This is a genomic window from Nonomuraea sp. NPDC049655 (assembly GCF_044465465.1).
GTDB lineage: Bacteria > Actinomycetota > Actinomycetes > Streptosporangiales > Streptosporangiaceae > Nonomuraea.
This window is the reverse complement of the sequence record NZ_JBITLS010000007.1, coordinates 421,862-446,415: the sequence shown is the minus strand read 5'-3', so window position 1 is coordinate 446,415 and position 24,554 is coordinate 421,862. Positions and strand designations below refer to the sequence as shown.

Genomic DNA, 24,554 nt, shown 5'->3' with positions numbered 1-24,554 from the left:
ACGGCTAACTCACAGGCAGGTTCTTCAGGGCCTCGCGGCGGCTCAGGCCGGAGATGCCCTTGGCGCGGACGTATCGGATGACTTCGTCGGGGTTGGTCTTGGCGTACTCGCGTAAGGACCAGCCGATGGCCTTGCGGGCGAAGAAGTCGGTGTCGGACAGGCTGGGCTCGATGCAGGCGTACAACAGGGCCGTGTCGGTGCGGGACTTGAAGCGGTTCTGGCACAGGATCGCCGTGCGGCGCTTCCACAGGTCGGCGTCGGCCGCCCACTCCAGCATGAGCGGGCGCATGGTGTCGGGAAAGGCCGCCAGCAGGTCGCCGACGCGATGGGTGGCCAGCTCGTCGACCAGGTCCCACCAGGCGCCGGTGACGATCATCTCCTCGTACATCGGCACGGTGTAGAGGGTCTGGAAGTCGCGGTAGTAGTGGTGGCCGGTCAGCTCGACGGCGGCGTAACGCTCCTCGCGGTACTCGGCCTCCCGCCACAGCGAGAGCACCGCGCGCCGCCACTCGGGCGCGGAGTCGATGCGGTGGCGGGCGAACACCCGCCGCAGCGCCGCCCGCCTCGGCGTGGCCTGCACGCCGAGGAAGGGCATCTCCGACTTCATGTACGCGCGCATCGGCTCGGCCTTGTCCGGCTCGGCGGCCTCCTCAAGGGCCAGCCGCACCGCCTTGCCCAGGCTCATCCCTGACGCTGGGTCGTGCGCTCGCCGGTGGCGAGCCCGTCGAACAGCACCGTGATGTAGTGCTCGGCCAGCGCGGTGGTGTTGAGCCTGCCGCCGGGACGGAACCAGCGCACGGCCACCCAGATGGTGTCGCGGATCATCCGGTAGGTCAGCTTGGGATCGACGTCGGCCCTGAACAGCCCGGCCGCCTGACCGGCCTTGATCTGGGTCACCCAGATCTGCTCGACCTCGTCCTCGGCCTTGACCAGGTAGTTGAAGCGCTCGAACTGGCGCAGGTAGTTCCAGTCGTTCTGCATGACGGTGATCGCGGCGCGGTGGGGCTCCAGCGTGCCGAAGCCGATGCGGACCATCTCCGACAGGACCGTGCGGGCGTCGGAGCTGGTGTCGACGGCGGCGCGGTAGCGGGCGATGAGGTCGTCGAGGAAGGTGGACAGCACCTCGTCGACGATCGTCTCCTTGGAGTCGAAGTGGTGGTAGAGGCTGCCGGACAGGATGCCCGCCTCGTCGGCGATCTCGCGTACGGTCGTGGCCTGGAAGCCCTTGCGCGCGAAGAGCTCCGCGGCGAGTTTGACGAGGTGGTCGCGCCGCTCTGAGGCCGCCCCAGTGGAGGAGGCGCGCTGACGCTTCGCCGGTGACGTGGTGGTGCCGGAGTTCTTTCGCGTGGTCACGTTTCCCATTATGAGCCCTCAGACAATCGCTTGTTCACACGTCAGCCCCAGCTCGTAGGGCATTATCTTGCTTACCAAGCGCTTGTTAGGATGCGGGGATGAATGAGGCTTACATCGTCGCCGCCGTCCGTACCCCCGTCGGGCGCAGGAACGGCGGGCTGGCCGCGGCCCACCCCGCCGACCTCGGCGCGCACGTGCTCCGCGAGCTGATGGACCGCGCGGACGCCGATCCCGCCGCCGTCGAGGACGTCATCTTCGGCTGCGTGGACACGATCGGGCCGCAGGCCGGGGACGTCGCGCGCACCTGCTGGCTGGCCGCCGGGCTGCCCGAGGAGGTCCCGGGCGTCACCGTCGACCGCCAGTGCGGCTCCTCGCAGCAGGCCCTGCACTTCGCCGCCCAGGCCGTGCTGTCGGGCACCAGCGACCTGGTGGTGGCGGGCGGCGTGCAGAACATGAGCATGATCCCGATCTCCTCGGCCATGCTGGCGGGCCGGCCGCTCGGGCACGAGACCCCGTACGCCGGGTCCAAGGGCTGGTCCGCCCGCTACGGCACGGCGGAGGTCTCCCAGTTCGCCGGGGCCGAGCAGATGGCGGTGGCCTGGGACCTGTCGCGCGAGGACATGGAGCGTTATGCCTACGAGTCCCACCGCCGCGCGCTGCGGGCCGTGGACGAGGGGCGCTTCCGGCGCGAGATCGTCCCCTGCGAGGGCGTCGCCGACGACGAGGCCCCCCGCCGGGACACCACGCCGGAGAAGATGGCCGCGCTCCGGCCGCTGACCGAAGGGGGGCGGCTCACGGCGGCGCTGGCGTCCCAGATCTCCGACGGCGCGGCGGCGCTGCTGGTCGCCTCGCCCCGGGCCGTACGCGACCACGGGCTGACCCCGCGCGCCCGCGTGCACCACCTCTCGGCGCGCGGCGCGGACCCGATCATGATGCTCTCCGCGCCCATCCCCGCCACGGCCCACGCCCTGGGCCGGACCGGCCTGGCCATCGACGACTTCGACGCGATCGAGATCAACGAGGCGTTCGCCTCCGTCGTGCTGGCCTGGATCAAGGAGACCGGCGCCGACCCGGCCCGGGTGAACCCCAACGGCGGCGCCATCGCGCTCGGCCATCCGCTCGGCGCGACCGGCGCGGTCCTGTCCGTGAAGCTGCTGCACGAACTCGAACGCACCGGCGGCCGGTACGGCCTGCAGACGATGTGCGAAGGCGGGGGACAGGCGAACGTCACCGTCATCGAACGCCTCGGCTGAAACGCCGCGCCGCGCAACTGAAGTGAGCATTTGCGGCAATGGTTGAATAAGACACGGAAGGAACCGGGCTGACATCAGAAAATGCCTCTAGCAAATAGGAAACTTTCCTATTAGATTTCGGGTCATGCCCCTCAGCGGTGACCTTCTTCGCCTCGCCGACGCCGTCCTCCTCCCTGGTTTCGCGGGACAGATGCCTCCGGACTGGCTCCGCCGCCGACTCGGCGAGGGACTGGCCGGCGTGGTGCTGTTCTCCCGCAACATCGCCGACCCCGCGCAGGTCGCCCGGCTCACCGCCGCGCTGCGCGCGGAGAACCCCGCGGTGCTCGTCGGCACCGACGAGGAGTCCGGCGAGGTCACCCGGCTGGAGGTGAGCACCGGCAGCAGCCGTCCCGGCGGGTACGCGCTCGGCGTCGTGGACGACGTCGGCCTCACCGAGGCGCTGGCCAGGGACATGGGCGGCGAACTGGCGGCCGCGGGCATCACGATCGACTTCGCCCCGTCCGCCGACGTGAACTCCAACCCCGACAACCCGGTCATCGGCCTGCGCTCCTTCGGGGCCGACCCCGCGCTCGTCGCCCGGCACACCAGGGCGTTCGTCCGCGGCATGCAGTCGGCCGGGGTGGCCGCCTGCGCCAAGCACTTCCCCGGCCACGGGGACACCACCGTCGACTCCCACCACGGCGTGCCCGTGGTGGCCGACGCCGGCATCGAGGAGGCGCTCTTCCCGTTCCGGGAGGCGATCAAGGAGGGGGTCAGGTCGATCATGACCGGCCACCTGCTCGTGCCCTCCTACGACGCCGAACTGCCCGCCACGCTCAGCCCCAAGGTCCTCACGGGCCTGCTGCGCGAGGAGCTGGGCTTCCAGGGAATGATCATCACGGACGGCATAGAGATGGCCGCGGTGTCGGGGGCGTACGGGATCGGGGGCGCCTCCGCCCGCGCCATAGCCGCGGGGGCCGACGCGATCTGCGTGGGCGGCGAGCGGGCCGACGAGGCCACCGCCGTCGAGGTCCGCGACGCCATCGCCGCCGCCGTGACCGAAGGACTGCTGCCCGAGGAGCGACTGGCCGACGCCGCACGCAGGGTCCGCGAGCTGGCCGCCTGGACCACCTCCTCGGGCAGCCCCGTACCGGAGGACGGCTACCTCGGGCTCTCCGCCGCCCGCCGGGCCGTCCGCGTCACCCGCAGGTCCACGGCCCCCGTGCTGCCGCTCACCGGGGCGGCGCACGTGGTCGAGCTGACGCCCGAGATGAACCTGGCCATCGACAAGGGCACCCCGTGGGGCGTCGGCGAGCCGCTCGGACGGCTGCTGCCCGGCACCGCCGTCACCCGGCTGGCGGCCGGGGACACCACCGGGGCCAGGCTGGAGCGGCTGATCGGCGAGGCGGCGCAGCGCCCCCTGGTGATCGTGGTCCGCGACGCCCACCGCTACGCCTGGCAGGGCGAGGCGCTGCGGCACCTGCTCAGCGCCCGGCCGGACGCCGTCGTCGTGGAGATGGGCCTGCCCGCCCGCTCCGACCTCGGCGCCGTGCACATCGCCACGTACGGGTCGGCGCGGGTCTGCGGCCAGGCGGCGGCGGAGGTGCTCACCGGTACGCTGTGACACCGTGATCCTCGACGGCGAAGACCTCTCCCACAGCCGCCCCGCCCTCCCCGACGACGGGCCGCACGTCTTCCGCGGCTGCGACCTGACCGAGGCCGACCTGTCCGGAGCCGCACTCGCCGGCTCCCGCTTCGAGTCCTGCGTGCTCGACGGCGCCGACCTGCGCAAGGCCGACCTCGACGGCGCGGTCTTCGCGGGCGGCGGCGGCATGCGCCCGAGGTTCAACGACGCCGACCTGATCGACGCCACGTTCACCGACGTCGACCTGTCCTCGGCCCAGTTCGGCGGCGCCCTGCTCACCGACGCCTCCTTCCAGGGCTGCCGCATGATCGGCGCCGCGCTCACGGCCTCGCGCGGCACCGGCTTCAAGGTCGCGCGGTGCAACCTGACGCTGGCCAACCTCGGCGGCTGCTCGCTGCGCGGCGAGTTCATCGAGGGCGTGCGCTTCGACGACGCCGACCTGTCGGGCTGCGACTTCACCGAGGCCACCTTCAGCGACTGCCGGCTCATCGGCACGCGGCTGCTCAACACCACGTTCGCCAAGGCCGACCTGCGCGGCGCCGACCTCGGGCAGCCCGACGACGCCAAGTTGCGCGCCTTCGCCGGCGCGATCATCAACCAGACCCAGGCCAACGCCATCCTGCTGGCCCGCGGCATCACCGTCCTGTGAGCCAGGCTCCGCGTGGGGTCAGGCTCCGCGTGGGGTCAGGCTCCGCGTGGGGTCAGGCCAGGCGTTTGCGCGCCTCCTCGGCCTCGGCCATCACCCGGCCGATCAGCTCGGCGCACGACGGCAGGTCCTCGATCACGCCCACCACCTGACCCGAGGCCATCACCCCGAGGTCGGCCCGGCCGTCCACCATCGCCGCGCGCAGCAGCACCGGCGTGTTGGCCGCCTGGAGCACCTGGGCCCAGGTCAGCTCCCGGCCGCGGCGCATCCGGCGTCCCTCGCGGACCAGCGCGCCCCATGACAGGCCGGACAGCCGCCGGAACCGGGCGCCGTTCAGCACCGCGCGCAGCAGCCGCGACCGTTCCAGCGAGGCCACGAACGGGGTGCTGAGCACGCGGTGCGGCACGCCGTCCACCCTGGTCGTCACGACGGTCTCGCGGGCGGCCAGGTAGACGTCCTTGACCGCGCCGGGCACCGGGGACTCGCGGGTCAGCAGGAACCGGGTGCCCATGGCGATCCCGCACGCGCCGTAGGCCAGCGCGGCGACCAGGCCCCGGCCGTCGAAGAAGCCGCCCGCCGCGATCACCGGGATGTCCACCGCGTCCACGACCTGCGGCAGCAGCAGCGTGGTGGCCAGCGGGCCGGTGTGCCCGCCGCCCTCGCCGCCCTGCACGATCACCGCGTCCACACCCCACGCGGCCACCTTCTCGGCGTGCCGGCGCGCTCCCACCGACGGGATGGTGACGACCCCCGCGTCCTTGAGCCGGGCGATCAGCTCGCGCCGGGGCGCCTGGGCGAACGACGCCACCCGCACGCCCTCCCTGATCATCACCGCCACCCGCTCGGCCGCGTCGTCGGCGTCGGAGCGGATGTTCACCCCGAAGGGGGCGTCGGTCCGCTCCTTGACCCGCCTGACCGCCGCCGTCATCTCGGGCACCGACATGGTGGCGGCGCCGATCACGCCCAGCCCGCCCGCCGCCGAGACGGCCGCGGCCAGCCGGGCGCCCGCGACGTACCCCATGCCGGTCTGGACGACGGGATGGCGGCAGCCGGTGAGCTCGGTCAGCGCCGTCCTCACCGGGCCACCTCGCGGTCGCGCGCCCGGCCGGGATCCAGCCGGTCCAGGACGGCCAGCTCGACCGCGTCCGGCTCCCGCGTCGTGGGCACCTCCGGCGGGACGACCAGGTCGAAGCCGGTGGCGGCCAGCACGTCGGCCACGCTCACCCCCGGATGCGTGGACACCAGGCGCATCGAGCCGTCGGGCGTGCCGAAGTCGAGCACCGCCAGGTCCGTCACCACCCGCCGCAGCTCGTACGCCCCCCGGTCGGTGCCCAGCCCGCTCACCATGTCCACCTCGGGCACGAACACCCGCCGCGAGTGCCGCGGGATCCAGTAGCTCGTCGGGTCGCACCGCGTGTTCCCCGGCGCCCCGCGCACCCCGAGGAGCTGCGCCTTGGGGCGGGCCCAGTCGCCGATGCAGGAGATGTTGCTGTTCCCGTGCCGGTCGATCTGGCTCGCGCCGAGCATCACGTGCCGGCGGCCGTTCAGCACCAGCCACAGGTGCTCCCGGAACGGCAGCCACCCCTCCACCACCCCGGGCGCCGCCCCCAGCGCGGGCACGTCGCCGGTGAGCAGGCAGACGCCGTCGGAGGTGAGCAGATCGGGCTCGAACGTCAGCCGGGCCAGCCGCGCGGCCAGCACCGTGATCGCCCCGCCGATCCCGGCCGCCAGGATCTCCCCGTCGCCCCTGAACGCCTCCGCGCAGGCCAGCACACACACGTCAGCCCTGCTCGTCTCACTTCCACTCATCGACGCCGCCCTCCACGTACCGCCGCTGCCGCTCCTCGTCGCGCCCGTAGTCCGGCTCGCAGGAGGTGAACCCGGCCCCGCCGGGCGCCTCGACCACGCCGGTCACCATCGACCGGCTGATCAGCAACGACTGCACCGGCCCCTCCTTCAGCAGGTCGGCGGTGTCCACCAGCCGCTCGCAGGACACGTAGCAGCGCCCGGCCGCCTTGGCGTACAGGTCGTCGAAGTACGGGTCGGGGCCCAGGTACTGCGCGTTCCCGCGGGCGTCGGCCCGGTTCAGGTGCACCAGCGCCACGTCCATGGTCAGGGCGGGCACCGCGACCAGCTCCTCCCCGTCCCCGTACGGCGAGCGCACGGTCCGCAGCTCCGGGTTGACCCGCAGCACGCCGGACCCCAGCCCCGCCCGCGTCGGCAGGAACGGCAGCCGGTGCGCCGCCGCCAGCAGCCCGAACATGAACATGCCCTCGTCGTACTCGGTGAACTCGACCGTGCCGGCCTGCCTGGCCGCCCGGAAGTGCGGTTCGAGGGGGATGGAGTCGAGCGTGACGAACGGCGCCACGACCCGGCGCACCTTGCCCGCCGCGCACAACATGCCGACGTCCGGGCCGCCGTAGGAGACGACCGTCAGATCCCGGACGGACGTCCGCAGCAGGCCGCCCACCAGGGCCATGGGCTTGCGCCGCGAGCCCCAGCCGCCGATCCCGACCGTCATCCCGCTCTCCACCGAGGCCGCGACCTCCTCGACGGACATCACCTTGCTCATCGGAACCGCTCCCTGTGCTCGTCGCCCATGCCCATGAGGTTCAGCTCGAAGGTGAAGCCCTGCTCGAAGCGGTAGCTGCGCCGCACGTCCACCGGGTCGATGCCGTTCAGCGACTCCTTGGCGCGGCGGATGACGTACGGGTCCTTGGCCGCGATCAGCCCGGCCACCTCCATCGCCGCCGCGCGCAGCTTGTCGCGCGGCACCACCTCCAGCACCGACCCGAACGCGTGCAGCTCGGCCGCCGTGACGTTCCGGCACGTGTAGACCATGGCCCGCATGAGGTGCTGGGGCACCAGCCGGGCCAGGTGGGTGGCCGCCCCGAGCGCGCCGCGGTCCACCTCGGGCAGCCCGAAGTAGGCGTCCTCGCTGGCCACCACCACGTCCGCGTTGCCGGCCAGGCCGACGCCGCCGCCCAGGCAGTGTCCGTGCACGGCGGCGAGCACCGGCACCTCGCACTCGTAGACGGCCGCGAACGCCTCGAAACACTGCCGGTTCGCGCCGACGAGCGCCGTGTGCCCGGGATCAGCCTGCATCTCCTTGATGTCCACGCCGGCGTTGAACCCGCGGCCCTCGGCCCGCAGCACCACCACCCTGGTCGCCGGGTCGCGCCCGGCCGCGCGCACCGCCGCCGCCAGGTCGGCCCAGCCCTGGACGGTCAACGCGTTCACCGGCGGCACGTCCACCACGACCTCGGCGATCGGCCCGTCCCGCAGTGTGATCCCCATCGCGCTCCCTGGTCGCACCTAACGCTTGCTTGGTACGGTAGCACCCGTGACGGTCACTTACGACTACACGGGCAGGTCCGTGCTGGTGACGGGCGGCACCCAGGGCATCGGCGCGGGCATCGCCAGGGCCTTCCGCGCGGCCGGCGCCGACGTGACGGTCTGCGCCAGGAAGGACCCCGGCCCCCTGGACGGCCTGCGCTTCGTCCAGGCCGACGTGCGCGTCCCGGCGGACGTCGAACGGCTGGTCGCCGGGTTCGACCGGCTGGACGTGCTGGTCAACAACGCCGGCGGCTCGCCGCCCGCCCCCGTGTCGGGCACCTCGCCGCGCCTGCACGCCCGCGTCATCGAGCTCAACCTGACCGCCCCCCTGCTGGTCTCCCAGCGGGCCCACCCGCTGCTGGCCGCCGCCCGCGGGGCGATCGTGATGATCGGCAGCGTCAGCGGCGCCCGTCCCTCGCCCGGCACCGCCGCGTACGGCGCCGCCAAGGCGGGCCTGCACCACCTGGCCCGCTGCCTGGCCGCCGAATGGGCCCCCGAGGTCAGGGTCAACTCGGTCGTGGTCGGCCTGGCCGACACCACGGCGGCCGAGCGGTACACCGGCCAGGGGCGGGCGGACGCCGCCATCCCCGCGGGCCGCCCCGCCACGCCCGCCGACGTGGCCGCGGCCTGCCTGTGGCTGGCCGCCCCCGGCTACGTGACCGGCGCCGAGGTACGGGTGGACGGCGGCGGCGAGATCCCCGCCTGGCAACACCTAGCTTCTGACGATATTTCTTGATATCTGTGCATGATCCCCTTGGGAGGTCTTGTGGGCATTTGCGCTGGCCGCGTGGTGATCGTGACAGGCGCCGGACGCGGCATCGGCAGGCAGCACGCCCTGGAGTTCGCCCGGCAGGGCGCCCGCGTCGTGGTGAACGACCTCGGCACCGCCCGCGACGGCGGCGGCGCGTCCGCCGGCCCGGCCCACGAGGTCGTCGCCGAGATCGAGGCCCTCGGCGGCCGGGCGGTGGCCAACTGCGACGACGTGTCCGACTGGGCCGGCGCCGCCCGGCTGGTGAAGACCGCCGTCAGCGCGTACGGCCGGCTGGACGTCCTGGTCAACAACGCCGGCTTCCTGCGCGACCGCATGCTGGTCTCGATGACCGAGCAGGACTGGGACGACGTCGTCCGCGTGCACCTCAAAGGCCACTTCCTGCCGCTGCGGCACGCGGCCGCGTACTGGCGGGAGCGGTCGAAGGCGGGCGAGGAGGTGTCCGGCAGGGTGGTCAACACCTCCTCGGGCGCGGGCCTGCTGGGCAGCGTCGGCCAGGCCGGCTATTCGGCGGCCAAGGCCGGGATCGCCGCGCTCACCCAGGTCGCCGCCGCCGAGCTGGCCCGCTACGGCGTCACCGTCAACGCCATCGCGCCGGCCGCCCGCACCCGGATGACCGAGGAGGTGTTCGCGGCGACCATGGCCAGGCCGCAGGCCGGGTTCGACCCCATGGACCCGGCGAACGTCGCCCCGCTCGTGGTCTGGCTCGGCTCGGCGGCCTCCGCGCACGTGACGGGCCGGGTCTTCGAGGTCGAGGGCGGCACGATCGCGCTGGCCACCGGCTGGCGCCACGGCCCCGCCGCGGACCGGGGCGCCCGCTGGTCGCCGGAGGAGGTGGGCGAGGCCGTCGCCACGCTCCTGGAGGCCGCGCCCGCCCCCGAGCCCGTCTACGGCGCGGCCCCCTGATCCCCGCCGGCTAGCGGACCAGCCCGGGCACGGACGTCTGGCCGTCCCCCCGCAGCGCGAACAGCTCGGTGGCGCGCCCCGAGGTCACGTCCACCGCATAGACCACGGCGACGGCGCGGGGGTCGTCGTCCGGATGGGCCAGCAACGTCACCTCGCGGGAGGACGTCCAGCCGCCCAGCTTGGCCGGCCGCAGCCCCTCGGCGAGCCCGGACGGCCTGACCCGGCGCTCCGCGCCTCCCTTGACGTCGAAGACGACGATCGTGCCGTCGCGCTGCACCATGGGCTCGCGGCTCCGGTCGAGGGTCGTGCCGACGCGGGCGATCGTGCGCCCGTCCGGGGCCAGGGCGCTGAAGTCGTAGGTGTGCTCCGCGACCGTCACCGGGTCGCGGCCGAGCACCCACAGCGCCGTGGTGTCCCCCTTGGCCCTGGCCAGCACGACCGGGCCCGTCCCGTCGGCCACGCTCACCGGCCACGAGCCCTTCGGCAGGGAGATCGACGTGCCGCCCGCCACGTCCACGAGCCGGGGCGCGCCCGTCGCCGCCACCACGAACCGCAGGCCGCCGGGGGAGAGCCGCAGCGCGTACTCGGCGGCGAAGTCCTGGTCGTCCTGCGGCAGCGGTGACGTCCACATCTGGCCGCCGGCCAGGTCCCGGACGACGATCGCGCGCCTGCCGGGGCTGTAGTAGGCGATCCGGCGCCCGTCGGCCGTCGCCTCGACCGGCCCGTTCTGCGGCCCGTCGGTCAGCTCGTACGTGGCGCCGTCCCGGGTCACCAGCCGCCACGGGCACGCCGGGCCGCCGGTGCGGCAGATCGGCCGGTAGAACTGCTCGGCCGGCGCGACCCCCTTGGCGGGCAGCGGAAGGACGGTGGCCGCCGGCGGGGTGAGCACGATCGGCGGCGCCGGACGCGCCTGCTGCAGGAGCACGGCGCCGCCGCCCCCGATCACGCAGACCGCCGCCGCGACGCTCACGGCCAGGCGGGTCGCGCGCCTGCGCCGGGCGCGCAGGACGGCCCGCGCCCCCAGGTCGACGACCGGCGCCTGCTCGGCCAGCGCGTGCAGGTCCTCGCGCAGCGTCTTCATCGGTACACCTCCGCGGGGGTGAGGGCGCGCAGCTTGGACAGCGCGTACGCCGCCTGCGCCGGCGCCAGGAGATGGTCTGGTTCACCAGGGCCCGGCGCGCGTACGCCTCGGGGCTGCCGTCCTCGGCGAGCTTGCCCCAATGCGAGGCGACACGGGTGAGGACCGTCTGCAACAGGTCCTCGGCGAGATGGGGGTCTCCGGTGAGCAGGTACGCGGTCCGCATCAGCGACTGCTGACGGGCGCGTACGAACTCGTGGAACCCCTCGTAGCGGTCCATGTAGGACATCAACTCCGCCGAGGGCCCGAAAGTTGGAAGAAGTCGTCAGCGCATCGACGACCGGGCGGTGGGACGCAGGCGCAGCCGCACCGGCGGCGCGGTCAGGCGGGGGGTCAGCATGGAGAGGTCCGCCGGGCGCTCGTCCTCGGGCCGGGCGAACCGGGTGAACCACACGAACACGTTTTCCCCGGCCCGGACCGGCAGGCGGGGGAAGGTGTTCTCGGCGTGCTCGCTCTCCAGGCAGCCGACCGGCGGCGTCCCGGCCTCGGCCAGCGCGGGCGCGACCTGACCTGCGAAGAACTCGGCGAAGCCCTCCCCGACGTGGCAGATCGTCGCGACGTACAGGGCGGCGGGCGGCTCGGCGGCGCCCGCGGGCGGCCGTTCCCAGGAGGGCAGCTCCGGACCGGACGGGCGGAGCAGCAGCACGTCGTCGGAGTCGATCATCGTGGCGTTGGCGGCGTCGCGGTGCGCCCGCCAGACGGGGCCGTCGTAGAAGCCCTCCAGCGCCGCCCGGCGCGCCCGCATGTCGGGGAAGGCGCGCAGCCAGGTGAAGGTGTCGGGCGCGTCGGCATCGCGGAAGGTGCCCGCGACGCGCATGCCGAGCGCCTCCTGCGGCTCGACGAACTCGCGCTCGAACAGCGTGATCAGGGTGTCGCGCCGTCCGGGGTGAAGGGTGTACCGCCGTAGTTCGTAGATCATGGCCGGACGTTAGGGCCGGGTCACTGCCACCTCATGTCAGCGTCGGCGGCGAACAATGTTCTGATAACTCTGTGCTACCGAACGGCAACGCAGAGTTATATAGTCGCATTGACCTTGATCCCAATGGGTCACAGAAGGTCAAAAAGGGGGCGGCGGCTGCCCAGAATCTTGGCGCCCGCCGCCTCGCAGGGGTCCACACCGGTGAAGGAGCAGAAGTGATCAAAAGGCTGTGCGCCGCAGGTGCCGTGCTGGCCGCGGCCGCCGGCGTCGCCATATCGGCCGTTCCCGCCCACGCTGACACCTGGTCCGACAACTGGAGCAGCAACAGCGACTCGTCGCAGTCGGGCAACAACTTCGGCGACGTCTCCGCGGCCAACCGCGGTGGCTGGGACTCGACCAACGTCAACAACATCAACGGCGTCGCGACCACCGCCACCGACGGCGGCATCGCGGTGACCTACATCTTCTACTGACCTCCGTACAGCTCCGAGGAAGGGACATCGACATGATGAAGAAGCTCTGCGTGACCACCGGCGCCGTCGCCGCGGCCGCCGCCCTGACGCTCCTGTCCGCCCCGGCCCACGCCGACGTCACCGCGGGCAACTCCAGCTCCAATCACGACACCTCCCAGTCGGGCAACAACTTCGGCAACGTCGTGAACGTCAACGTGAGCGGCACCGACGCCACCAGCGTCAACAACGTCAACGGCAACGCCACGACCGCCGACGACGCCGGCCACGCCGGCACCAGCGTCGACTCCTAGCCAGGCCCGGGGGCGCCCTCCGGCGCGGAGAGGGCGTCCCCGTGCGGGCCGGGTCGAGGCGGCCCGGCCCGCCCCCACTACCATCCCTGGATGACGAACTGTGCATATGTCACCTTTGATGACCCAACCGGCCAGGACGACGAGCGTGACCTCGCGCTCTCCCACTGGCACGCCAACGGCATCGAGGGCCGCGCCGAACGCTGGGACGACCCCGCCGCCGACTGGAGCGCCTACGACGCCGTCGTGGTGCGATCGGCCTGGGACTACATCGACCGGCGCGCGGAGTTCCTGGCCTGGGCCCGCCGCGTCGAGTCCGTCACCAAGCTGCTCAACCCGGCCGTCGTCCTGGAGGGCAACACCGACAAGACGTACCTGAGAGACCTGGGCGTGCCGACCGTGCCGACCCATTGGTCCGCCCACGACCTGCCCGACTGGCCCGAGTACGTCGTCAAGCCCGCGATCTCCGCCGGAGCCCGCGACACGACCAGGACCACCGACCGTGACAAGGCGGCGGAGCTGGCCGCCGCGCTCCAGGCCGCGGGGCGGCAGCCGATGGTCCAGCCCTACCTCGACATGGTGGAGTCGGAGGGCGAGACCTCCCTGCTGTACTTCAACGGCCGCCTCAGCCACGCCGTCCGCCGCCATCCGATGCTGGCGGCGGGGACCACCCTCGACTACAACGCGCGGGCCGAGCTCCGCACCCCGGCCCCGGACCAGGTCGACCTGGCCGAGAAGGTGCTAGCAGCCATTCCCCACGCCCTTCTCTACGCCAGGATCGACCTGGTCCGGCTGTCCGACGGCACGCCGGTGGTCATCGAGCTGGAGCTGACCGAGCCGTACCTGTTCCTGCGCTACGCGCCGGACGCCCCGGCGAACTTCGCCAGGGCTCTGGGGGAGCTGGTCTGATCAGCAGGAGATCCCGCCGTCCACCGGGATGACCGTGCCCGTCAGGTACGACCCCGCCCGCGAGGACAGGAAGACGGCCGCGCCCGCCATGTCGTCGGGCCGGCCGATCCGTCCCAGGGGCACGGTCGAGGCGATGGCGGCGCGGGTGGAGGGGTCGTCCAGGGCGAAGGCCATCATCTTGGAGTCGAACGGGCCGGGGGCGATGGCGTTGACCGTGATGTGCTCCTTGGCCAGCTGCCTGGCCAGGTGGCGGGTCAGCATGTGCACGGCCGCCTTGGTGGAGGAGTAGGCGTAGCTCTCCAGGGCGGGCACCCGGATGCCGTCGATCGAGCCCACGTTGATCACCCGGGCCGGGTCGTCCGGGCCGGCCGCCTGGCGCAGGTTCGGCAGGAACTTCTGGGTCAGGTAGAAGACGCCCTTGACGTTGATGTCCCAGAGCTTGTCGAAGGCGTGCTCCGGATACTCCTCCAGAGGCGCGCCCCAGGTGGCGCCGGCGTTGTTGACCAGCACGTGCAGCGGGCCGCCCACCGCCGTGACCAGCGTGTCCACCCCCTCGGGCGTGGACAGGTCGGCCTGGACGGCCGTGCAGCCCAGCTCGGCGGCGGTCTTGTCGACCTCCGCCGCCTTGCGTGCCGATATGACGACGGTCGCGCCGGCCGCCACGAACCCGGCGGCGATCATGCGGCCGATGCCGCGCGAACCGCCGGTGACGACGACCGTCTTGCCTTCCACCGAGAACAGACTCATGTTCCGGAAGCATGCCATACCGACTGGTCGGTTACTAGCTGCCCTCGTCCTTCACCCAGAGTCGCAGCAGCCCCCGGAAGTGCTCGGTGAACCGCTCGCGCTCGGCCGCCGGGTACGTGGCCGCCACCGTGTCGACCAGTAACCGGTCGAACTCCGGCCCGGCCACCCAATCCAGCACGATCTCGTCGATGTGTCCCAGATGCGTACGGCAGAACTCCTCGTACCGGTCCACCTCGAAATACCGGTCGGCCAGCTTCCGGTACCGGGCCAGCCGTTCCCCGTAGTCGCCGGTGACCTCGAAGTAGTCGTGCGTCTCCAGGTCGATGCGCGGCCGGCGGCGGGTGGCCACGCAGAACACGCTCCACTTCACCAGCGCCTTGATCGCCCAGGGGAAGTAGTAGTGCAGGCTGGTCAGGGCCACGTCGGGGCAGGCGTTGGCGTAGTCGATCGGGTGCACGTCGGCGCCCTTGACCAGCGTCTCGCAGGAGTTGAACTCCCAGCGGAAGAACGCGTTCACCAGCCGCCCGACGGTGACGACCTCCTCACCCACGGACGGCGAGAGGAACTCGTGGTCCACGGCGTACCGGGCGTGCATCGGCTCGTCGGGGCGGAAGCGCATGACCATGGTCTCCGCGCCGATCGACAACGACCTGGCGAAGGCGTCGTACCCCTCGACGGACTGCTGGAGGTGCATGAGCATCTCGCCGCTCTGGTCGTAGGCGCGGTGCAGCTCGTCGCGGTCGCGGACGCGGGAGACGCCCCGCCAGGCGCCGCCGTCGTACGGCTTCATGAACAGCGGATAGCCGATGCGCTCGGCGACCGCGTCGAGGTCGAAGGCCCGGTTGTAGCGCTCGGCGGTGTAGGCGTAGCGGGAGTTGTCCAGCGGGTTCTTGTACGGCACCAGCACCGTCTCCGGCACCTTGAGCCCGAGCCGCATCATCGCGCAGTAGGCCGCGTGCTTCTCCATCGACTGGAACGTGAACGGGCTGTTCAGCAGATAGACGTCGTCCATCATGGCGATCTTCTTCAGCCACTCGCGGGGGTGGTAGTACCAGTACGCCAGCCGGTCGATCACCAGCTCGTGACGTGGCTTGGCACGCAGGTCGAACGGCTCGATCGTGATGCGCTCGACGTCGAACTCGCCCACCCCCTTGATCGGCCCCAACCGGCGTAACACGGTCTCGAACGCCGCCGGCCAGTCCTCCTCGGTTCCCAGCAGCAGCCCAATGAGATGACGCACGATGCTCCTCCGCGGCCGCCGCGAGGGCTCACAGGCCGGGCAGGCGACCGTTCCTGAACAGGTCGACGAACCGTTGATGGTCTTCACGAGCCTGTGCCCCATATCGGTGGGCGAAATCCACCAACATGCCGATGAATCCGGATTGATCGCCATTGATGACCGCGACGATCGCCTCCTCCGTCGAGAAGTCCACCAGGTCGTGGCTGGACTCGTCGTCGGCCACCGAGTGCATGCGGGCCACCGCCCGTCCCAGGTCGCGCATGATGGAACGCAGCTCGTCGGGCTCGTTGACGTCGTCCCAGTCGAGGTCGGCCGAGTACGGCGACACCTCGGCCACGAGCTGGCCCACCCCGTCGAGCGAGGCGTACCCGAGCCAGGGGTCGGCGTAGGCCTGCAGCGCCCGCTGCGACTCGGCCGTGCGGTGGCCCTGGTGCAGGAAGTAGGAGGCCGCCTTCTCGTTGTCGACGTACCGGGCCACGGCCGGGGCCTGGGCCTGCTTCATGTAGAGGATGACGTCGTTCTCCAGCGCCTGCGAACGCCCCTCCAGCAGCAGGTTGTACGACGGCAGCCCCGCCGACCCGATGCCCACGCCCTTGCGCAGCGCCACGTCCTTGACGACGTGCTCGACCGGGCTGGACGGCGTGGGCAGCGTCGCCAGGTAGCCCTCGAACGCCGCCAGCACCCGCTCCCGGGTGGCGGCGTCGACCTCCTCCCGGCCGTCCATGAGGGCGAAGCGCCGGTCGTAGTCCTCGATCACGGTCTCCACGTCGAGCATCGCCACCCGCGTGCTGAGCCGCGCCGTCTGCAGCACCCGGTGCAGCACGCCGCCGGTGGTCTCCAGGGTGAGCGAGCCGATGGCCTCGTCGCCGCCGGTGGCGATGCCGTGCAGCTCGGCCAGGTACGCCCGCGCGAACTCGGTCACCAGCGCGCTGATCGTCTCGTCCGACAGCGCCTTGGCGTAGCCGATCAGCGCCACGCTGGCGGCGAAGCGCTTGAGGTCCCAGACGTAGGGGCCGACGTAGGCCTCGTCGAAGTCGTTGACGTTGAAGACCAGCACCCCGGAGGCGTTCATGTACGTGCCGAAGTTCTCGGCGTGCAGGTCGCCGTGGATCCACACCCGGCTTGTGGGCTCGTCGAGGTAGGAGCCGTCGGCGAAGTCGCCGGTCAGGTCGGCGTAGAACAGGCCGGCGCTGCCCCGGTAGAAGGCGAAGGGGGAGGCCGCCATCTTGCGGAACTTGCGCCGGAAGGCGGCCGGGTCCCGTTTGATCGACTCGCCGAACTCGCTGATCAGGACGTCGAGCAGGAAGGAGGAGCGTGTGCCCATGCAACGGACGGTAGCCCGCCCGATGCCCGCCGCCTACCCCGAATTCTCCCTGACAGGGCCAGGTCAGGGATGTTGCGAGGACACCGAGACGGTCTCGCCCGTCATGTACGAGGAGTAGTCGCTGGCCAGGAAGACGATCACGTTGGCCACCTCCCAAGGCTCGGCCGACCGCCCGAACGCCTCCTTGGCGGCCAGCTCCGCCAGCAGCTCCTCGCTCGTCACCTTCGCCAGGAAGGGGTGCACGGCCAGTGACGGCGCCACCGCGTTCACCCGGACGCCGTGCTCGGCGACCTCCAGCGCGACGCACCTCGTCAGCGCCATCACCCCGGCCTTGGCCGCCGCGTAGTGCGCCTGCCCGCGCTGCGCCCGCCAGCCGGCCACCGAGGCGTTGTTCACGATCACGCCGGAGCCCTGGCCGATCATGTGCCGGACCGCCGCCCTGGTGCAGCGCATGGTGCCGTTGAGGGTGACGTCGAGCACCGCGTGCCACTGCTCGTCGGTCATCTCGGCCAGCGGGGCCGTACCGCCGAGGCCGGCGTTGTTGATCACCACGTCGAGCCGGCCGTGCGCCTCCACCACCGCGTCGAACAGCGCCAGCACCTGCGGCTCCGACGTCACGTCGCACGGGACCGCCAGCGGCTTGACGCCGGTCAGCTCGGTCAGCGCCTCGGCGGCGGCGGCCAGGCGGCGCTCGTGCCGGTCGGACAGGACGATCGTCGCCCCCTCCTCCGCGCAGCGCCTGGCGGTGGCGTAGCCGATGCCCGCGCCCGCGGCGGCGGTCACCAGCGTGACCTTGCCGTCGAGCAGACCGTGCGACTTCGGATAGGGCGGTGCCATCCGTGCTCCAATCAGCGGGGGAGTCCAAGAGTGCGCTCGGCGATGATGTTCCGCTGGATCTCACTCGACCCGGCATAGATCGTGTCCGCCCGGCTGAACAAATACAAGCGCTGCAGGTCGTTCAGGCCGTCCGCCGCCACGAGCCCGGCCTTGCCCTGCACCTCCTGCGCCAGCTCGCCCAGCCGTCGATGCCACTCCGACCAGTAGAGTTTGGCGATCGACGCCTCCGGGCCCGGGTCCGGGCCCAGCATCCGCAGGGCGTTCAGTCGCATGATCTCCAGCTCCAGCCACGACCGGACGAGCCGGTCGCGCAGCACCGGGTCCTTCGCCGCCCCGGTCCGTCGGGCGGTCGCGATCACCTCGGCCAGCTCCCGCCGGAACCCGATCTGCTGCCCCAGCGTGGACGCGCCGCGCTCGTGGCCCAGCGTGGCCATGGCCACCCGCCAGCCCTCGCCCGGCGCCCCGAGCAGGTTCCCCGCCGCCGTGCGCGCGCCGTCGAAGAACACCTCGTTGAACTCGGAGGTGCCGGTGAGCTGCCTGATCGGGCGTACGGTGACGCCCGGCCCGCCCATCGGCACCAGCAGGTACGACAGCCCGCGATGCCGCTGCGAGCCCTCCTCGGTACGGCACAGGACGAAGCACCAGTCGGCGACGTGGGCCAGCGACGTCCACACCTTCTGCCCGGTGATCACCCACTCGTCGCCTTCGAGCCGCGCCCTGGTCCGGACGTTCGCCAGGTCGGACCCGGCCTCGGGCTCGGAGTAGCCCTGGCACCACAGCTCCTCGCCGCGCTGGATCGGCGGGAGGAACCGGTCCTTCTGCTCGTCGGTGCCGAACTCCAGGATGGTCGGGCCGATCAGCCCCTCGCCGATCAGGCCGACCCGGGCGGGGGCGTCGGCCCTGGCGTACTCCTCGTAGAACGCGACCTGGTCGTCGAGGGAGGCGGCCCGGCCGCCGTACCGCTCGGGCCAGCTCAGGCAGGTCCAGCCCGCCTGGCCGAGCCGGCGTTCCCAGGCCAGGCGCAGGTCGTGCCCCTCGTGCTCCCTGCCGGGGCCGCCGAGACCGCGGACGTGCGCGAACTCGCCGGACAGGCTCTCCTCCAGCCAGGCGCGGGCCTGCTCACGAAGGCTCAACAAATCCCCCGTAGCCGCCCTGGAAGAAGACCAGGGGGCCGCCGTCGGCGTGCGTGTCGAGCTGCAGCACCCGGGCCACCACGATCATGTGGTCGCCGGCCGGGTGCTCGGCCTCGATCACGCAGTCGAGCCAGGCCAGCGCGCCTTCGAGCACCGGGTTGCCGCCGGGGGAGCCGGTCCAGGCCAGGCCGGCGAACTTGTCGCCGCCCTTGGCCGCCATCTGCGCGCAGACCGGCTGCTGATGCTCGGCCAGCACGTTCACGGTGACGACCTTCGCGCCGCGCACCCGGGGCCAGCTCGTGCTGGTGTGGGCCACGCAGAAGGCCACCAGCGGCGGGTCGAGCGAGACGGAGGTGAAGGAGTTGGCCGCCAGGCCGCACGGCTGGTCGTTCGCCGGGTCGAGGGCGGTGATCGCCACCACGCCGGTCGCGAACCTGCCGAGGACCTGACGGAACCGGCGGCCGTCGATGTGGCCGTTCCCGTTGTGCTGTGTAGGGCCGGGCGGCATGGCGGCTCCGTTACGAGTCCTGCTGCGCTGGTAGGGCGTCGGAAGGCCGCGACAGCCGTCCGGCGCGATGAGCCGGGCAGCGTGTGTGCTCATGGGGTCCGCCTCCTCGTCACCGACTGCGCCCATCATACATACCAAGCGCTTGCTTGGACACTAGGCTCGTTCCGGAGACCCTGTCAACCCGCCGGACCCCGCCCCGGCTGCCGCCCGCCGTCCGGTGACCGGGTCGCCCGCGGTTGACATGGGGAAAAAGGTGGGTCTAGCGTGCTCTGTGTGCCCAAGCGCTTGCTTGATTTCCGGGATGTGACCGCCATAGCGGGGATCGGCTACACCCCCTTCACCAAGAACTCGGGCGTCAGCACCCTCACCCTGGCCTGCCGTGCCGTCCTGGCCGCCCTCGACGACGCCGGCCTGCCCCCGGACGCCGTGGACGGCCTGGCCACCCACCGCGTCGGCGACTCGGCCGCGCCCTCCCTGGTGGCCCCCGCCCTCGGCCTGCCCGACCTCGCCTGGCACCTCGACCAGTTCGGCGGCGGCAGCGTCTCGCACGCCGTCGTCGGCCAGGCCGCCCTGGCCGTGGCGACGGGGATGGCCGAGACCGTCGTCTGCTACCGCGCGATCAACGCCCGTTCCGAGTTCCGCATGGGCGGCACCGGGCGCGGCGTGCCGGTCAGTCCCGAGGTCCAGTACCAGGCCCCGTACGGCTACTTCGCCCCGCCGCAGCAGTACGCCATGTACGCCCGCGCCCACATGCTCCGGTACGGCACCAGGCCCGAGCACTTCGGCCGCGTCGCCGTCACCCAGCGAGCCAACGCGGTCAAGAACCCGCGGGCCCTCATGCGCACCCCGATCACGCTGGAGGACTACCTGGCCGGCAGGTGGATCGCCGAGCCGTTCCGCCTCCTGGACTGCTGCCTGGAGACCGACGGCGCCTGCGCCCTCGTCGTCACCACCGCCGAACGCGCCCGCGACCTGCGCCGCCACCCCGTCCTGATCTCGGCGGCGGCCTGGGGCGGCGGCACGTCCCACCTGTCGGGCACGGGCCCGGCCGATCCCACGGTGACCGCGGCCGCCGCCCTGGCCCCGCGCCTGTACGCGCAGGCCGGCCTCGGCCCCGGCGACGTGGACGTGGCCGAGATCTATGACTGCTTCACGTACTCGGTGATCGTGCAGCTGGAGGACTACGGCTTCTGCGCCAAGGGCGAGGGCGGCCCGTACGTGGAGTCGGGCGCCACGGCGCCGGACGGCGAGCTGCCCGTGAACACCCACGGCGGTTTCCTGTCGGAGGGGTACGTGCACGGCCTCAACCACGTCGCCGAGGCGGTCGCCCAGCTCCGGGGCGAGGCCGGCGACCGTCAGGTGCCCGGCGCCGAGGTGGCGCTCTCGACGGCCCAGCCCGGCTACATCCTGCCCGCCACCTCCGCGCTGATCCTCAGGAGGTCGTGACCCATGACCCACGGTCCCCGTCCCGAGCCCGACCGCGACTCCGCCGAGTGGTGGGAGCGCCTGGCGCGGGAGGGGTTCGCGGTGCAGCGCTGCGACGGCTGCGGCACCGCGCGCTTCCCGGCGCGGGCCTTCTGCCCGTCCTGCCGGGGCGAGGCGTGGCGGTGGCTCCCGGTGCCGGCCGAGGGCGTGGTCGAGAGCTGGATCGTCAACCGCCGGGCCTTCCTGCCGGGTTCGGAGGAGCCGTACGTCGTGGTGATGGTCCGGCTGGACGCCGTCCCCGGCTGCCTGGTGCACGGGAACTGGCGCGGCGTCGCTCCCGAGCCGCTGCCCGGCCAGCGCGTACGAGGGGTGCGCACGCGCATCGACGACCGGCTGACCCTGCTCGACTGGGAGCCCCTGGACGGGGACGCGGATGCCCATTCGCCCGAGCGCACATCCTCCCGCTGATCGGTCCAGAACCGGACATTCGATTCGTACCGGAAATTCCCACCAGTCCCACCATTGCGAAGGTGCCTACAGGTTGGCCCGTGAGGGTTGATGATGAAGCTGAGGCGTCAACCATGGAGGCGACCCGGACGTGGCGGCGTACGTGTGCGGTAGCGACTCGGCGACAGACGTGACACCGAGGTCACGACCGCTGACTCCTGCCGCCGGCCCGGGCCTGGCTCGGATGGCGCGCAGCCCTCCGGGCACGGGGGCGGTACGGCGGCGCAAGAGGGTCCCTCTCGGAGGAAGGCGCGTCCTGGCGGGCGTGGGGGACCCGCCAGGACGCGCTTCCTGCCCCGTGCGCGGCGACGCCAGGACTCCGGCGAGGGATGGAGTCCTAGGCCGCGAGTTCGCGCACGGAGTCGGTGGGGGTGTGCGAAGGCACGTGCCGCCGGTGACGAACGGTGCTGCGTCGAGCCGCACCGACAGGGTCATCGATGGGGTGCGTGACGGGGGCGCCACCCTCCTCGTTCCAGACAAAGGATCCGTCTATGCACCACACGGTCGGTTCGGTCGACACCGAGAGCACGGACATCGCCTTTTCCTTGCTCTGGTGCTTGTGGGAGAACCCGTCGCGCCGCAACGCGTAACGCAGTAAACGAGTTGCTTCGCGGGGGTCCTGCCAGGGCAGGAACGGCGTGTCCGAGTGAACCGGCAACACTTGGCCTCCACCCCCTCACCGGCCTTTAGATGGATTTGTACCAACGAATGGATGATGGGCCGGTCGAGGGGCTTCGGTCAAGGGGTTGTGGCCTGCTAGAACCAGATCGTCTAAATTGTTGGAACAAAAGGGGTGAAAGTGGCAAGGTCGGTGCTGTATCAGCAGGTGGCGGCGGAATTGCGTCGAGCCATCTACTCGGGTGTCCTCGGCCCCGGGGCGCAGCTGCCGACCGAGGCACAGCTCATGGAAGACCACGGGGTGAGCAGGAACACCGTCAGGCTGGCTCTCGGGGAGCTCGTCAACGAGGGGCTGGTCACGCGCACGCCGAGGCGCGGCACGGTGGTCCGCGACCGCAGGCCGCTGCTCATCTACCCGCAGCGCGAGCTGGAGCCGCAGCCCACCGGAGAACTGAAGGAGGCCTTCGCCTACGCCGTTGCGCAGGAAGGCCGGGCCCCGAGCCAGTACATTGAAGTGCTGACGGTTTCTCCCGTCGAGGAGATCGCCAGCAGGCTGGAACTGGCCGACGGAGAGCTGGCGGTCGTGCGTCGCCGCCTGCGGTTCGTCGACGGCCAGCCGTACAACACCAACGACTCCTACTTCCCCCGTGATCTGGTCGCCGACTCCGAGATCGCCAGGCCCGGAGACATCGCGCGCGGGGCGAACAGGGTTCTGGAAGAACTCGGGCACGCGCAGATACGCGTCGTCGACGACATCTGGGCCCGTATGCCCAACCAGGAGGAGGCCGAGCGCCTCCAACTCGAACTCGGCACGCCAGTCATGGTCTACGTCCGAGTCGGATACGACGGGGCCGACATGCCAGTGCGTGTCGCTGTGTCGGTGCTGCCCGCCGACAAACATCTGATCAGATACGAGCTCGATCGTCGCCGCTGACGGGCTCGGTTGAAGGGGTGATCCCGCCGGCCGGGCGCAGCGAGAAAGCCGCCTCGCTGGCCTAGGGGAGTCGTGCATACTCCCCTAAATCGCCATTTATCCATATATATCGGGTTGAGGACCCATATCGCCCCTGCGCGACATTGCGTCATCACGCTGTGTGTCGGCATGGGCACCCAACGCATCGAAGGGCTGTATTATGCACACAAACACCCTCCTTCACCCGCTCGCACTCCGGCGCGCGGAGCCCGCGGACCTTCCCGGCGTGCTCAGGCTGCTCGCGGACACCGCCGAGTGGCTGCACACCCAGGGAGTGCGGCAGTGGCCGCGGCAGGGATTCGGCCCCGAGCGGATCGAGCCGCTCATCGAGGAGCGGGTCCTGTACCTGCTCGACGACGAGCTGCGCTATCTAGACCCCGACGTCCAGGCCCCGCCCGTGGCGACCATCGCCCTCGACGGCAACGCCGACCCGGAGTTCTGGACCCCGGCCGACGACCCGGGGGCCGCGCTCTACGTCCACAAGCTGGCCGTGGCCAGGCCGTGGTCCGGCAGCGGGCTCGGCGACGCGCTCCTCGACTGGGCCTGCTCGGCGGCCCGTTCCGCCGGGCTGCCCTGGCTCCGGCTCGACTGCGCCAAGGCCAACCCGCGGCTGCAGGAGTACTACCGCATGCGCGGCTTCCGGCACGTCCGTACGGTGGACCTGCCGCACCGCTCGTCCGGGGCCCTGTTCCAGCGGCCGTCGCGCGACCTGTCCACGACGGCCTTCCGTGACCTGACGGTCGCGGAGCTGATCAGCGCCTAGCGAACCCCTCTGGCCGGACCCGGTCCGGAAGGGGGCCGGGCCCGGCCGGTGGTCGCGCGCCACCTCACGTCAGGCGGCAGGTCACCTCGTCGGCATGTACCGCAGCGGCCCCGATGGGCACGTGCGTTTCCGGCGCAAGTGGACAGAGCGCCATATAACCTCTTTGCCATGACCGGATCCCTCCTTGAGGTGATCGCGCTCAATGTGCGCGACGCCGTGGCCGCCGAGCAGGGCGGCGCCGACCGCCTGGAGGTCGTCGCCGACATGGCGGCCGACGGGCTCACCCCTGCACCGGAGACGGTCGCCGCGATCGCCGCGGAGTGCCCCCTTCCCCAGATGGTGATGCTGCGCTGCGAGGCCAACTTCACCGCCGACCCCGACGTCCTGGACCGGCTGCGCCGCGACGCCAAGGCGCTCGCGCAGGCCGGCGCGGCCGGGTTCGTGTTCGGCTTCCTCGACGACGCGGGCGTGGTCGACCTGGCGGCCACCGAGGCGCTCATCCACGCCGTCTCGCCGCTCCCGTGGACCTTCCACCGCGCGGTCGACCACGCCGCCGACGTGCAGGCGTCCTGGCGGGCCGTGCGGCTGCTGCCCAACCTGGCCACCGTGCTCACCTCCGGCTCCCCCCAGGGCGTCGGCGCGGGACTGTCCACGCTCAGGTCCAGGGCCGAGGCCGGCGACGGGTCGATCATCCTGGCCGGCGGCGGGCTCAAGCCCGCTCACGTGCCCGACCTGCTGGACTACGGCATCCGCGCCTTCCACGTGGGCTCGGCCGTACGGGCGAGCTGGACGGACCCCGTCGAGTGGCGGCTGGTCCGGCAGTGGCGCTCCCTGGTCGAGCGCGACTGAGCCCCTCAGGGCCCCGC

At 71.9% G+C, this 24,554-nt stretch carries 28 protein-coding genes and 1 pseudogene; 13 read left to right on the top strand and 16 right to left on the bottom strand.

The genetic code is table 11. The features are described 5' to 3' along the window. Nucleotides 1–4: 4 nt before the first annotated feature. Nucleotides 5–685 (bottom strand): DNA alkylation repair protein, encoded by a 681-nt coding sequence (locus tag ACIBQ6_RS24885; RefSeq protein WP_358298503.1) that lies wholly within the window; start codon nt 683–685, stop codon nt 5–7. Next, complete coding sequence (locus ACIBQ6_RS24880) at nt 682–1,353, bottom strand: TetR family transcriptional regulator (RefSeq protein WP_352363105.1); 672 nt, start codon at nt 1,351–1,353, stop codon at nt 682–684. The genes ACIBQ6_RS24885 and ACIBQ6_RS24880 overlap by 4 nt, the downstream gene beginning before the upstream one ends. Nucleotides 1,354–1,451: 98 nt before the next feature. On the opposite strand from ACIBQ6_RS24880, the gene ACIBQ6_RS24875 reads away from it, so the two are divergent. From ACIBQ6_RS24875 to ACIBQ6_RS24865, 3 genes are all read left to right on the top strand, one after another. Next, nucleotides 1,452–2,606, top strand: coding sequence for an acetyl-CoA C-acetyltransferase (locus tag ACIBQ6_RS24875; protein ID WP_397214723.1), 1,155 nt, complete (start codon nt 1,452–1,454; stop codon nt 2,604–2,606). A gap of 124 nt (nt 2,607–2,730) precedes the next feature. Then, nucleotides 2,731–4,209, top strand: coding sequence for a glycoside hydrolase family 3 N-terminal domain-containing protein (locus ACIBQ6_RS24870; RefSeq protein ID WP_358298499.1), 1,479 nt, complete (start codon nt 2,731–2,733; stop codon nt 4,207–4,209). Between the two features lie 4 nt (nt 4,210–4,213). Continuing rightward, nucleotides 4,214–4,879, top strand: a complete 666-nt coding sequence (locus ACIBQ6_RS24865; RefSeq protein ID WP_397214721.1) for a pentapeptide repeat-containing protein — start codon at nt 4,214–4,216, stop codon at nt 4,877–4,879. 52 nt (nt 4,880–4,931) lie between these two features. On the opposite strand, the gene ACIBQ6_RS24860 is transcribed toward ACIBQ6_RS24865, so the two are convergent. The 4 genes from ACIBQ6_RS24860 to ACIBQ6_RS24845 are packed head-to-tail and all read right to left on the bottom strand — an operon-like array spanning nt 4,932 to nt 8,173. Next, a complete protein-coding gene (locus ACIBQ6_RS24860; protein ID WP_358298495.1) occupies nt 4,932–5,954 on the bottom strand; it encodes a nitronate monooxygenase in 1,023 nt (340 codons plus the stop codon). Then, complete coding sequence (locus ACIBQ6_RS24855; protein WP_397214719.1) at nt 5,951–6,685, bottom strand: CoA-transferase subunit beta; 735 nt, start codon at nt 6,683–6,685, stop codon at nt 5,951–5,953. Before ACIBQ6_RS24855 ends, ACIBQ6_RS24860 begins: the two co-directional genes overlap by 4 nt. Beyond that, nucleotides 6,672–7,448, bottom strand: a complete 777-nt coding sequence (locus ACIBQ6_RS24850) for a CoA transferase subunit A (RefSeq protein ID WP_397160934.1) — start codon at nt 7,446–7,448, stop codon at nt 6,672–6,674. The genes ACIBQ6_RS24855 and ACIBQ6_RS24850 overlap by 14 nt, the downstream gene beginning before the upstream one ends. Beyond that, the gene (locus ACIBQ6_RS24845) at nt 7,445–8,173 is read right to left on the bottom strand and encodes an enoyl-CoA hydratase family protein (RefSeq protein WP_397214717.1); all 729 of its coding nucleotides are present in this window, start codon (nt 8,171–8,173) and stop codon (nt 7,445–7,447) included. Before ACIBQ6_RS24845 ends, ACIBQ6_RS24850 begins: the two co-directional genes overlap by 4 nt. A gap of 46 nt (nt 8,174–8,219) precedes the next feature. Here ACIBQ6_RS24845 and ACIBQ6_RS24840 point away from each other — a divergent pair, with 46 nt between their 5' ends. Both ACIBQ6_RS24840 and ACIBQ6_RS24835 read left to right on the top strand, forming a co-directional pair. Beyond that, on the top strand, nt 8,220–8,948 hold the full coding sequence (locus tag ACIBQ6_RS24840; protein WP_358298487.1) for an SDR family oxidoreductase: 729 nt from the start codon (nt 8,220–8,222) through the stop codon (nt 8,946–8,948). Between the two features lie 9 nt (nt 8,949–8,957). After that, a complete protein-coding gene (locus ACIBQ6_RS24835; protein WP_358298485.1) occupies nt 8,958–9,887 on the top strand; it encodes an SDR family oxidoreductase in 930 nt (309 codons plus the stop codon). Nucleotides 9,888–9,897: 10 nt separating this feature from the next. Here ACIBQ6_RS24835 and ACIBQ6_RS24830 read toward each other — a convergent pair whose 3' ends face one another. The 3 genes and pseudogenes from ACIBQ6_RS24830 to ACIBQ6_RS24820 all read right to left on the bottom strand — a co-directional run bounded on the left by ACIBQ6_RS24830 (nt 9,898) and on the right by ACIBQ6_RS24820 (nt 11,944). Continuing rightward, on the bottom strand, nt 9,898–10,968 hold the full coding sequence (locus ACIBQ6_RS24830) for a hypothetical protein (protein ID WP_397214714.1): 1,071 nt from the start codon (nt 10,966–10,968) through the stop codon (nt 9,898–9,900). 55 nt (nt 10,969–11,023) lie between these two features. Then, nucleotides 11,024–11,245, bottom strand: a pseudogene (locus tag ACIBQ6_RS24825) (sigma factor); the annotation flags it as partial. Nucleotides 11,246–11,290: 45 nt separating this feature from the next. Next, complete coding sequence (locus ACIBQ6_RS24820) at nt 11,291–11,944, bottom strand: NIPSNAP family protein (RefSeq protein ID WP_397214712.1); 654 nt, start codon at nt 11,942–11,944, stop codon at nt 11,291–11,293. Between the two features lie 215 nt (nt 11,945–12,159). Here ACIBQ6_RS24820 and ACIBQ6_RS24815 point away from each other — a divergent pair, with 215 nt between their 5' ends. The 3 genes from ACIBQ6_RS24815 (at nt 12,160) to ACIBQ6_RS24805 (ending at nt 13,613) form a co-directional block, all read left to right on the top strand. Continuing rightward, nucleotides 12,160–12,417 (top strand): hypothetical protein, encoded by a 258-nt coding sequence (locus ACIBQ6_RS24815; RefSeq protein ID WP_358298478.1) that lies wholly within the window; start codon nt 12,160–12,162, stop codon nt 12,415–12,417. Between the two features lie 32 nt (nt 12,418–12,449). Then, entirely contained in the window at nt 12,450–12,707 is a 258-nt protein-coding gene (locus ACIBQ6_RS24810) for a hypothetical protein (RefSeq protein ID WP_358298476.1), read from the top strand. Nucleotides 12,708–12,797: 90 nt separating this feature from the next. Beyond that, a complete protein-coding gene (locus tag ACIBQ6_RS24805; protein ID WP_358298475.1) occupies nt 12,798–13,613 on the top strand; it encodes a hypothetical protein in 816 nt (271 codons plus the stop codon). Here the strand turns inward: ACIBQ6_RS24805 and ACIBQ6_RS24800 are convergent, their stop codons facing one another. The 6 genes from ACIBQ6_RS24800 to ACIBQ6_RS24775 form a co-directional block, all read right to left on the bottom strand. Then, entirely contained in the window at nt 13,614–14,360 is a 747-nt protein-coding gene (locus ACIBQ6_RS24800) for an SDR family oxidoreductase (RefSeq protein WP_358298473.1), read from the bottom strand. Between the two features lie 34 nt (nt 14,361–14,394). After that, nucleotides 14,395–15,600 (bottom strand): hypothetical protein, encoded by a 1,206-nt coding sequence (locus tag ACIBQ6_RS24795; RefSeq protein ID WP_397214710.1) that lies wholly within the window; start codon nt 15,598–15,600, stop codon nt 14,395–14,397. 28 nt (nt 15,601–15,628) lie between these two features. Further along, the gene (locus ACIBQ6_RS24790; RefSeq protein ID WP_397214708.1) at nt 15,629–16,924 is read right to left on the bottom strand and encodes a DUF2252 domain-containing protein; all 1,296 of its coding nucleotides are present in this window, start codon (nt 16,922–16,924) and stop codon (nt 15,629–15,631) included. A gap of 63 nt (nt 16,925–16,987) precedes the next feature. Next, entirely contained in the window at nt 16,988–17,761 is a 774-nt protein-coding gene (locus tag ACIBQ6_RS24785; RefSeq protein WP_352363141.1) for an SDR family oxidoreductase, read from the bottom strand. Between the two features lie 11 nt (nt 17,762–17,772). After that, complete coding sequence (locus ACIBQ6_RS24780) at nt 17,773–18,894, bottom strand: acyl-CoA dehydrogenase family protein (RefSeq protein ID WP_358298467.1); 1,122 nt, start codon at nt 18,892–18,894, stop codon at nt 17,773–17,775. Then, a complete protein-coding gene (locus ACIBQ6_RS24775; RefSeq protein WP_387682130.1) occupies nt 18,881–19,402 on the bottom strand; it encodes a flavin reductase family protein in 522 nt (173 codons plus the stop codon). The genes ACIBQ6_RS24780 and ACIBQ6_RS24775 overlap by 14 nt, the downstream gene beginning before the upstream one ends. Before the next feature lie 285 nt (nt 19,403–19,687). Here ACIBQ6_RS24775 and ACIBQ6_RS24770 point away from each other — a divergent pair, with 285 nt between their 5' ends. Beyond that, nucleotides 19,688–20,848, top strand: a complete 1,161-nt coding sequence (locus ACIBQ6_RS24770; RefSeq protein ID WP_358298636.1) for a thiolase C-terminal domain-containing protein — start codon at nt 19,688–19,690, stop codon at nt 20,846–20,848. A gap of 3 nt (nt 20,849–20,851) precedes the next feature. Next, on the top strand, nt 20,852–21,295 hold the full coding sequence (locus ACIBQ6_RS24765) for a Zn-ribbon domain-containing OB-fold protein (RefSeq protein WP_397214705.1): 444 nt from the start codon (nt 20,852–20,854) through the stop codon (nt 21,293–21,295). Between the two features lie 376 nt (nt 21,296–21,671). Here ACIBQ6_RS24765 and ACIBQ6_RS24760 read toward each other — a convergent pair whose 3' ends face one another. Beyond that, complete coding sequence (locus ACIBQ6_RS24760; protein WP_397160906.1) at nt 21,672–21,995, bottom strand: hypothetical protein; 324 nt, start codon at nt 21,993–21,995, stop codon at nt 21,672–21,674. A 150-nt stretch (nt 21,996–22,145) separates the two neighbouring features. Here ACIBQ6_RS24760 and ACIBQ6_RS24755 point away from each other — a divergent pair, with 150 nt between their 5' ends. From ACIBQ6_RS24755 to ACIBQ6_RS24745, 3 genes are all read left to right on the top strand, one after another. Beyond that, nucleotides 22,146–22,886 (top strand): GntR family transcriptional regulator, encoded by a 741-nt coding sequence (locus ACIBQ6_RS24755; RefSeq protein WP_352363150.1) that lies wholly within the window; start codon nt 22,146–22,148, stop codon nt 22,884–22,886. Between the two features lie 265 nt (nt 22,887–23,151). Beyond that, the gene (locus tag ACIBQ6_RS24750; RefSeq protein WP_358298461.1) at nt 23,152–23,688 is read left to right on the top strand and encodes a GNAT family N-acetyltransferase; all 537 of its coding nucleotides are present in this window, start codon (nt 23,152–23,154) and stop codon (nt 23,686–23,688) included. A 168-nt stretch (nt 23,689–23,856) separates the two neighbouring features. Beyond that, on the top strand, nt 23,857–24,537 hold the full coding sequence (locus ACIBQ6_RS24745; RefSeq protein WP_358298459.1) for a copper homeostasis protein CutC: 681 nt from the start codon (nt 23,857–23,859) through the stop codon (nt 24,535–24,537). Nucleotides 24,538–24,554 lie beyond the last annotated feature (17 nt).

Coding starts and splice junctions, on each gene's coding strand:
- ACIBQ6_RS24885 (WP_358298503.1), bottom strand. CDS start 685: ATGAGCCTGGGCAAGGCGGTGCGGCTGGCCCTTGAGGAGGCCGCCGAG.
- ACIBQ6_RS24875 (WP_397214723.1), top strand. CDS start 1,452: ATGAATGAGGCTTACATCGTCGCCGCCGTCCGTACCCCCGTCGGGCGC.
- ACIBQ6_RS24870 (WP_358298499.1), top strand. CDS start 2,731: ATGCCCCTCAGCGGTGACCTTCTTCGCCTCGCCGACGCCGTCCTCCTC.
- ACIBQ6_RS24855 (WP_397214719.1), bottom strand. CDS start 6,685: ATGAGTGGAAGTGAGACGAGCAGGGCTGACGTGTGTGTGCTGGCCTGC.
- ACIBQ6_RS24850 (WP_397160934.1), bottom strand. CDS start 7,448: ATGAGCAAGGTGATGTCCGTCGAGGAGGTCGCGGCCTCGGTGGAGAGC.
- ACIBQ6_RS24845 (WP_397214717.1), bottom strand. CDS start 8,173: ATGGGGATCACACTGCGGGACGGGCCGATCGCCGAGGTCGTGGTGGAC.
- ACIBQ6_RS24835 (WP_358298485.1), top strand. CDS start 8,958: ATGATCCCCTTGGGAGGTCTTGTGGGCATTTGCGCTGGCCGCGTGGTG.
- ACIBQ6_RS24830 (WP_397214714.1), bottom strand. CDS start 10,968: ATGAAGACGCTGCGCGAGGACCTGCACGCGCTGGCCGAGCAGGCGCCG.
- ACIBQ6_RS24820 (WP_397214712.1), bottom strand. CDS start 11,944: ATGATCTACGAACTACGGCGGTACACCCTTCACCCCGGACGGCGCGAC.
- ACIBQ6_RS24810 (WP_358298476.1), top strand. CDS start 12,450: ATGATGAAGAAGCTCTGCGTGACCACCGGCGCCGTCGCCGCGGCCGCC.
- ACIBQ6_RS24805 (WP_358298475.1), top strand. CDS start 12,798: ATGACGAACTGTGCATATGTCACCTTTGATGACCCAACCGGCCAGGAC.
- ACIBQ6_RS24800 (WP_358298473.1), bottom strand. CDS start 14,360: ATGAGTCTGTTCTCGGTGGAAGGCAAGACGGTCGTCGTCACCGGCGGT.
- ACIBQ6_RS24790 (WP_397214708.1), bottom strand. CDS start 16,924: ATGGGCACACGCTCCTCCTTCCTGCTCGACGTCCTGATCAGCGAGTTC.
- ACIBQ6_RS24785 (WP_352363141.1), bottom strand. CDS start 17,761: ATGGCACCGCCCTATCCGAAGTCGCACGGTCTGCTCGACGGCAAGGTC.
- ACIBQ6_RS24775 (WP_387682130.1), bottom strand. CDS start 19,402: ATGCCGCCCGGCCCTACACAGCACAACGGGAACGGCCACATCGACGGC.
- ACIBQ6_RS24765 (WP_397214705.1), top strand. CDS start 20,852: ATGACCCACGGTCCCCGTCCCGAGCCCGACCGCGACTCCGCCGAGTGG.
- ACIBQ6_RS24745 (WP_358298459.1), top strand. CDS start 23,857: ATGACCGGATCCCTCCTTGAGGTGATCGCGCTCAATGTGCGCGACGCC.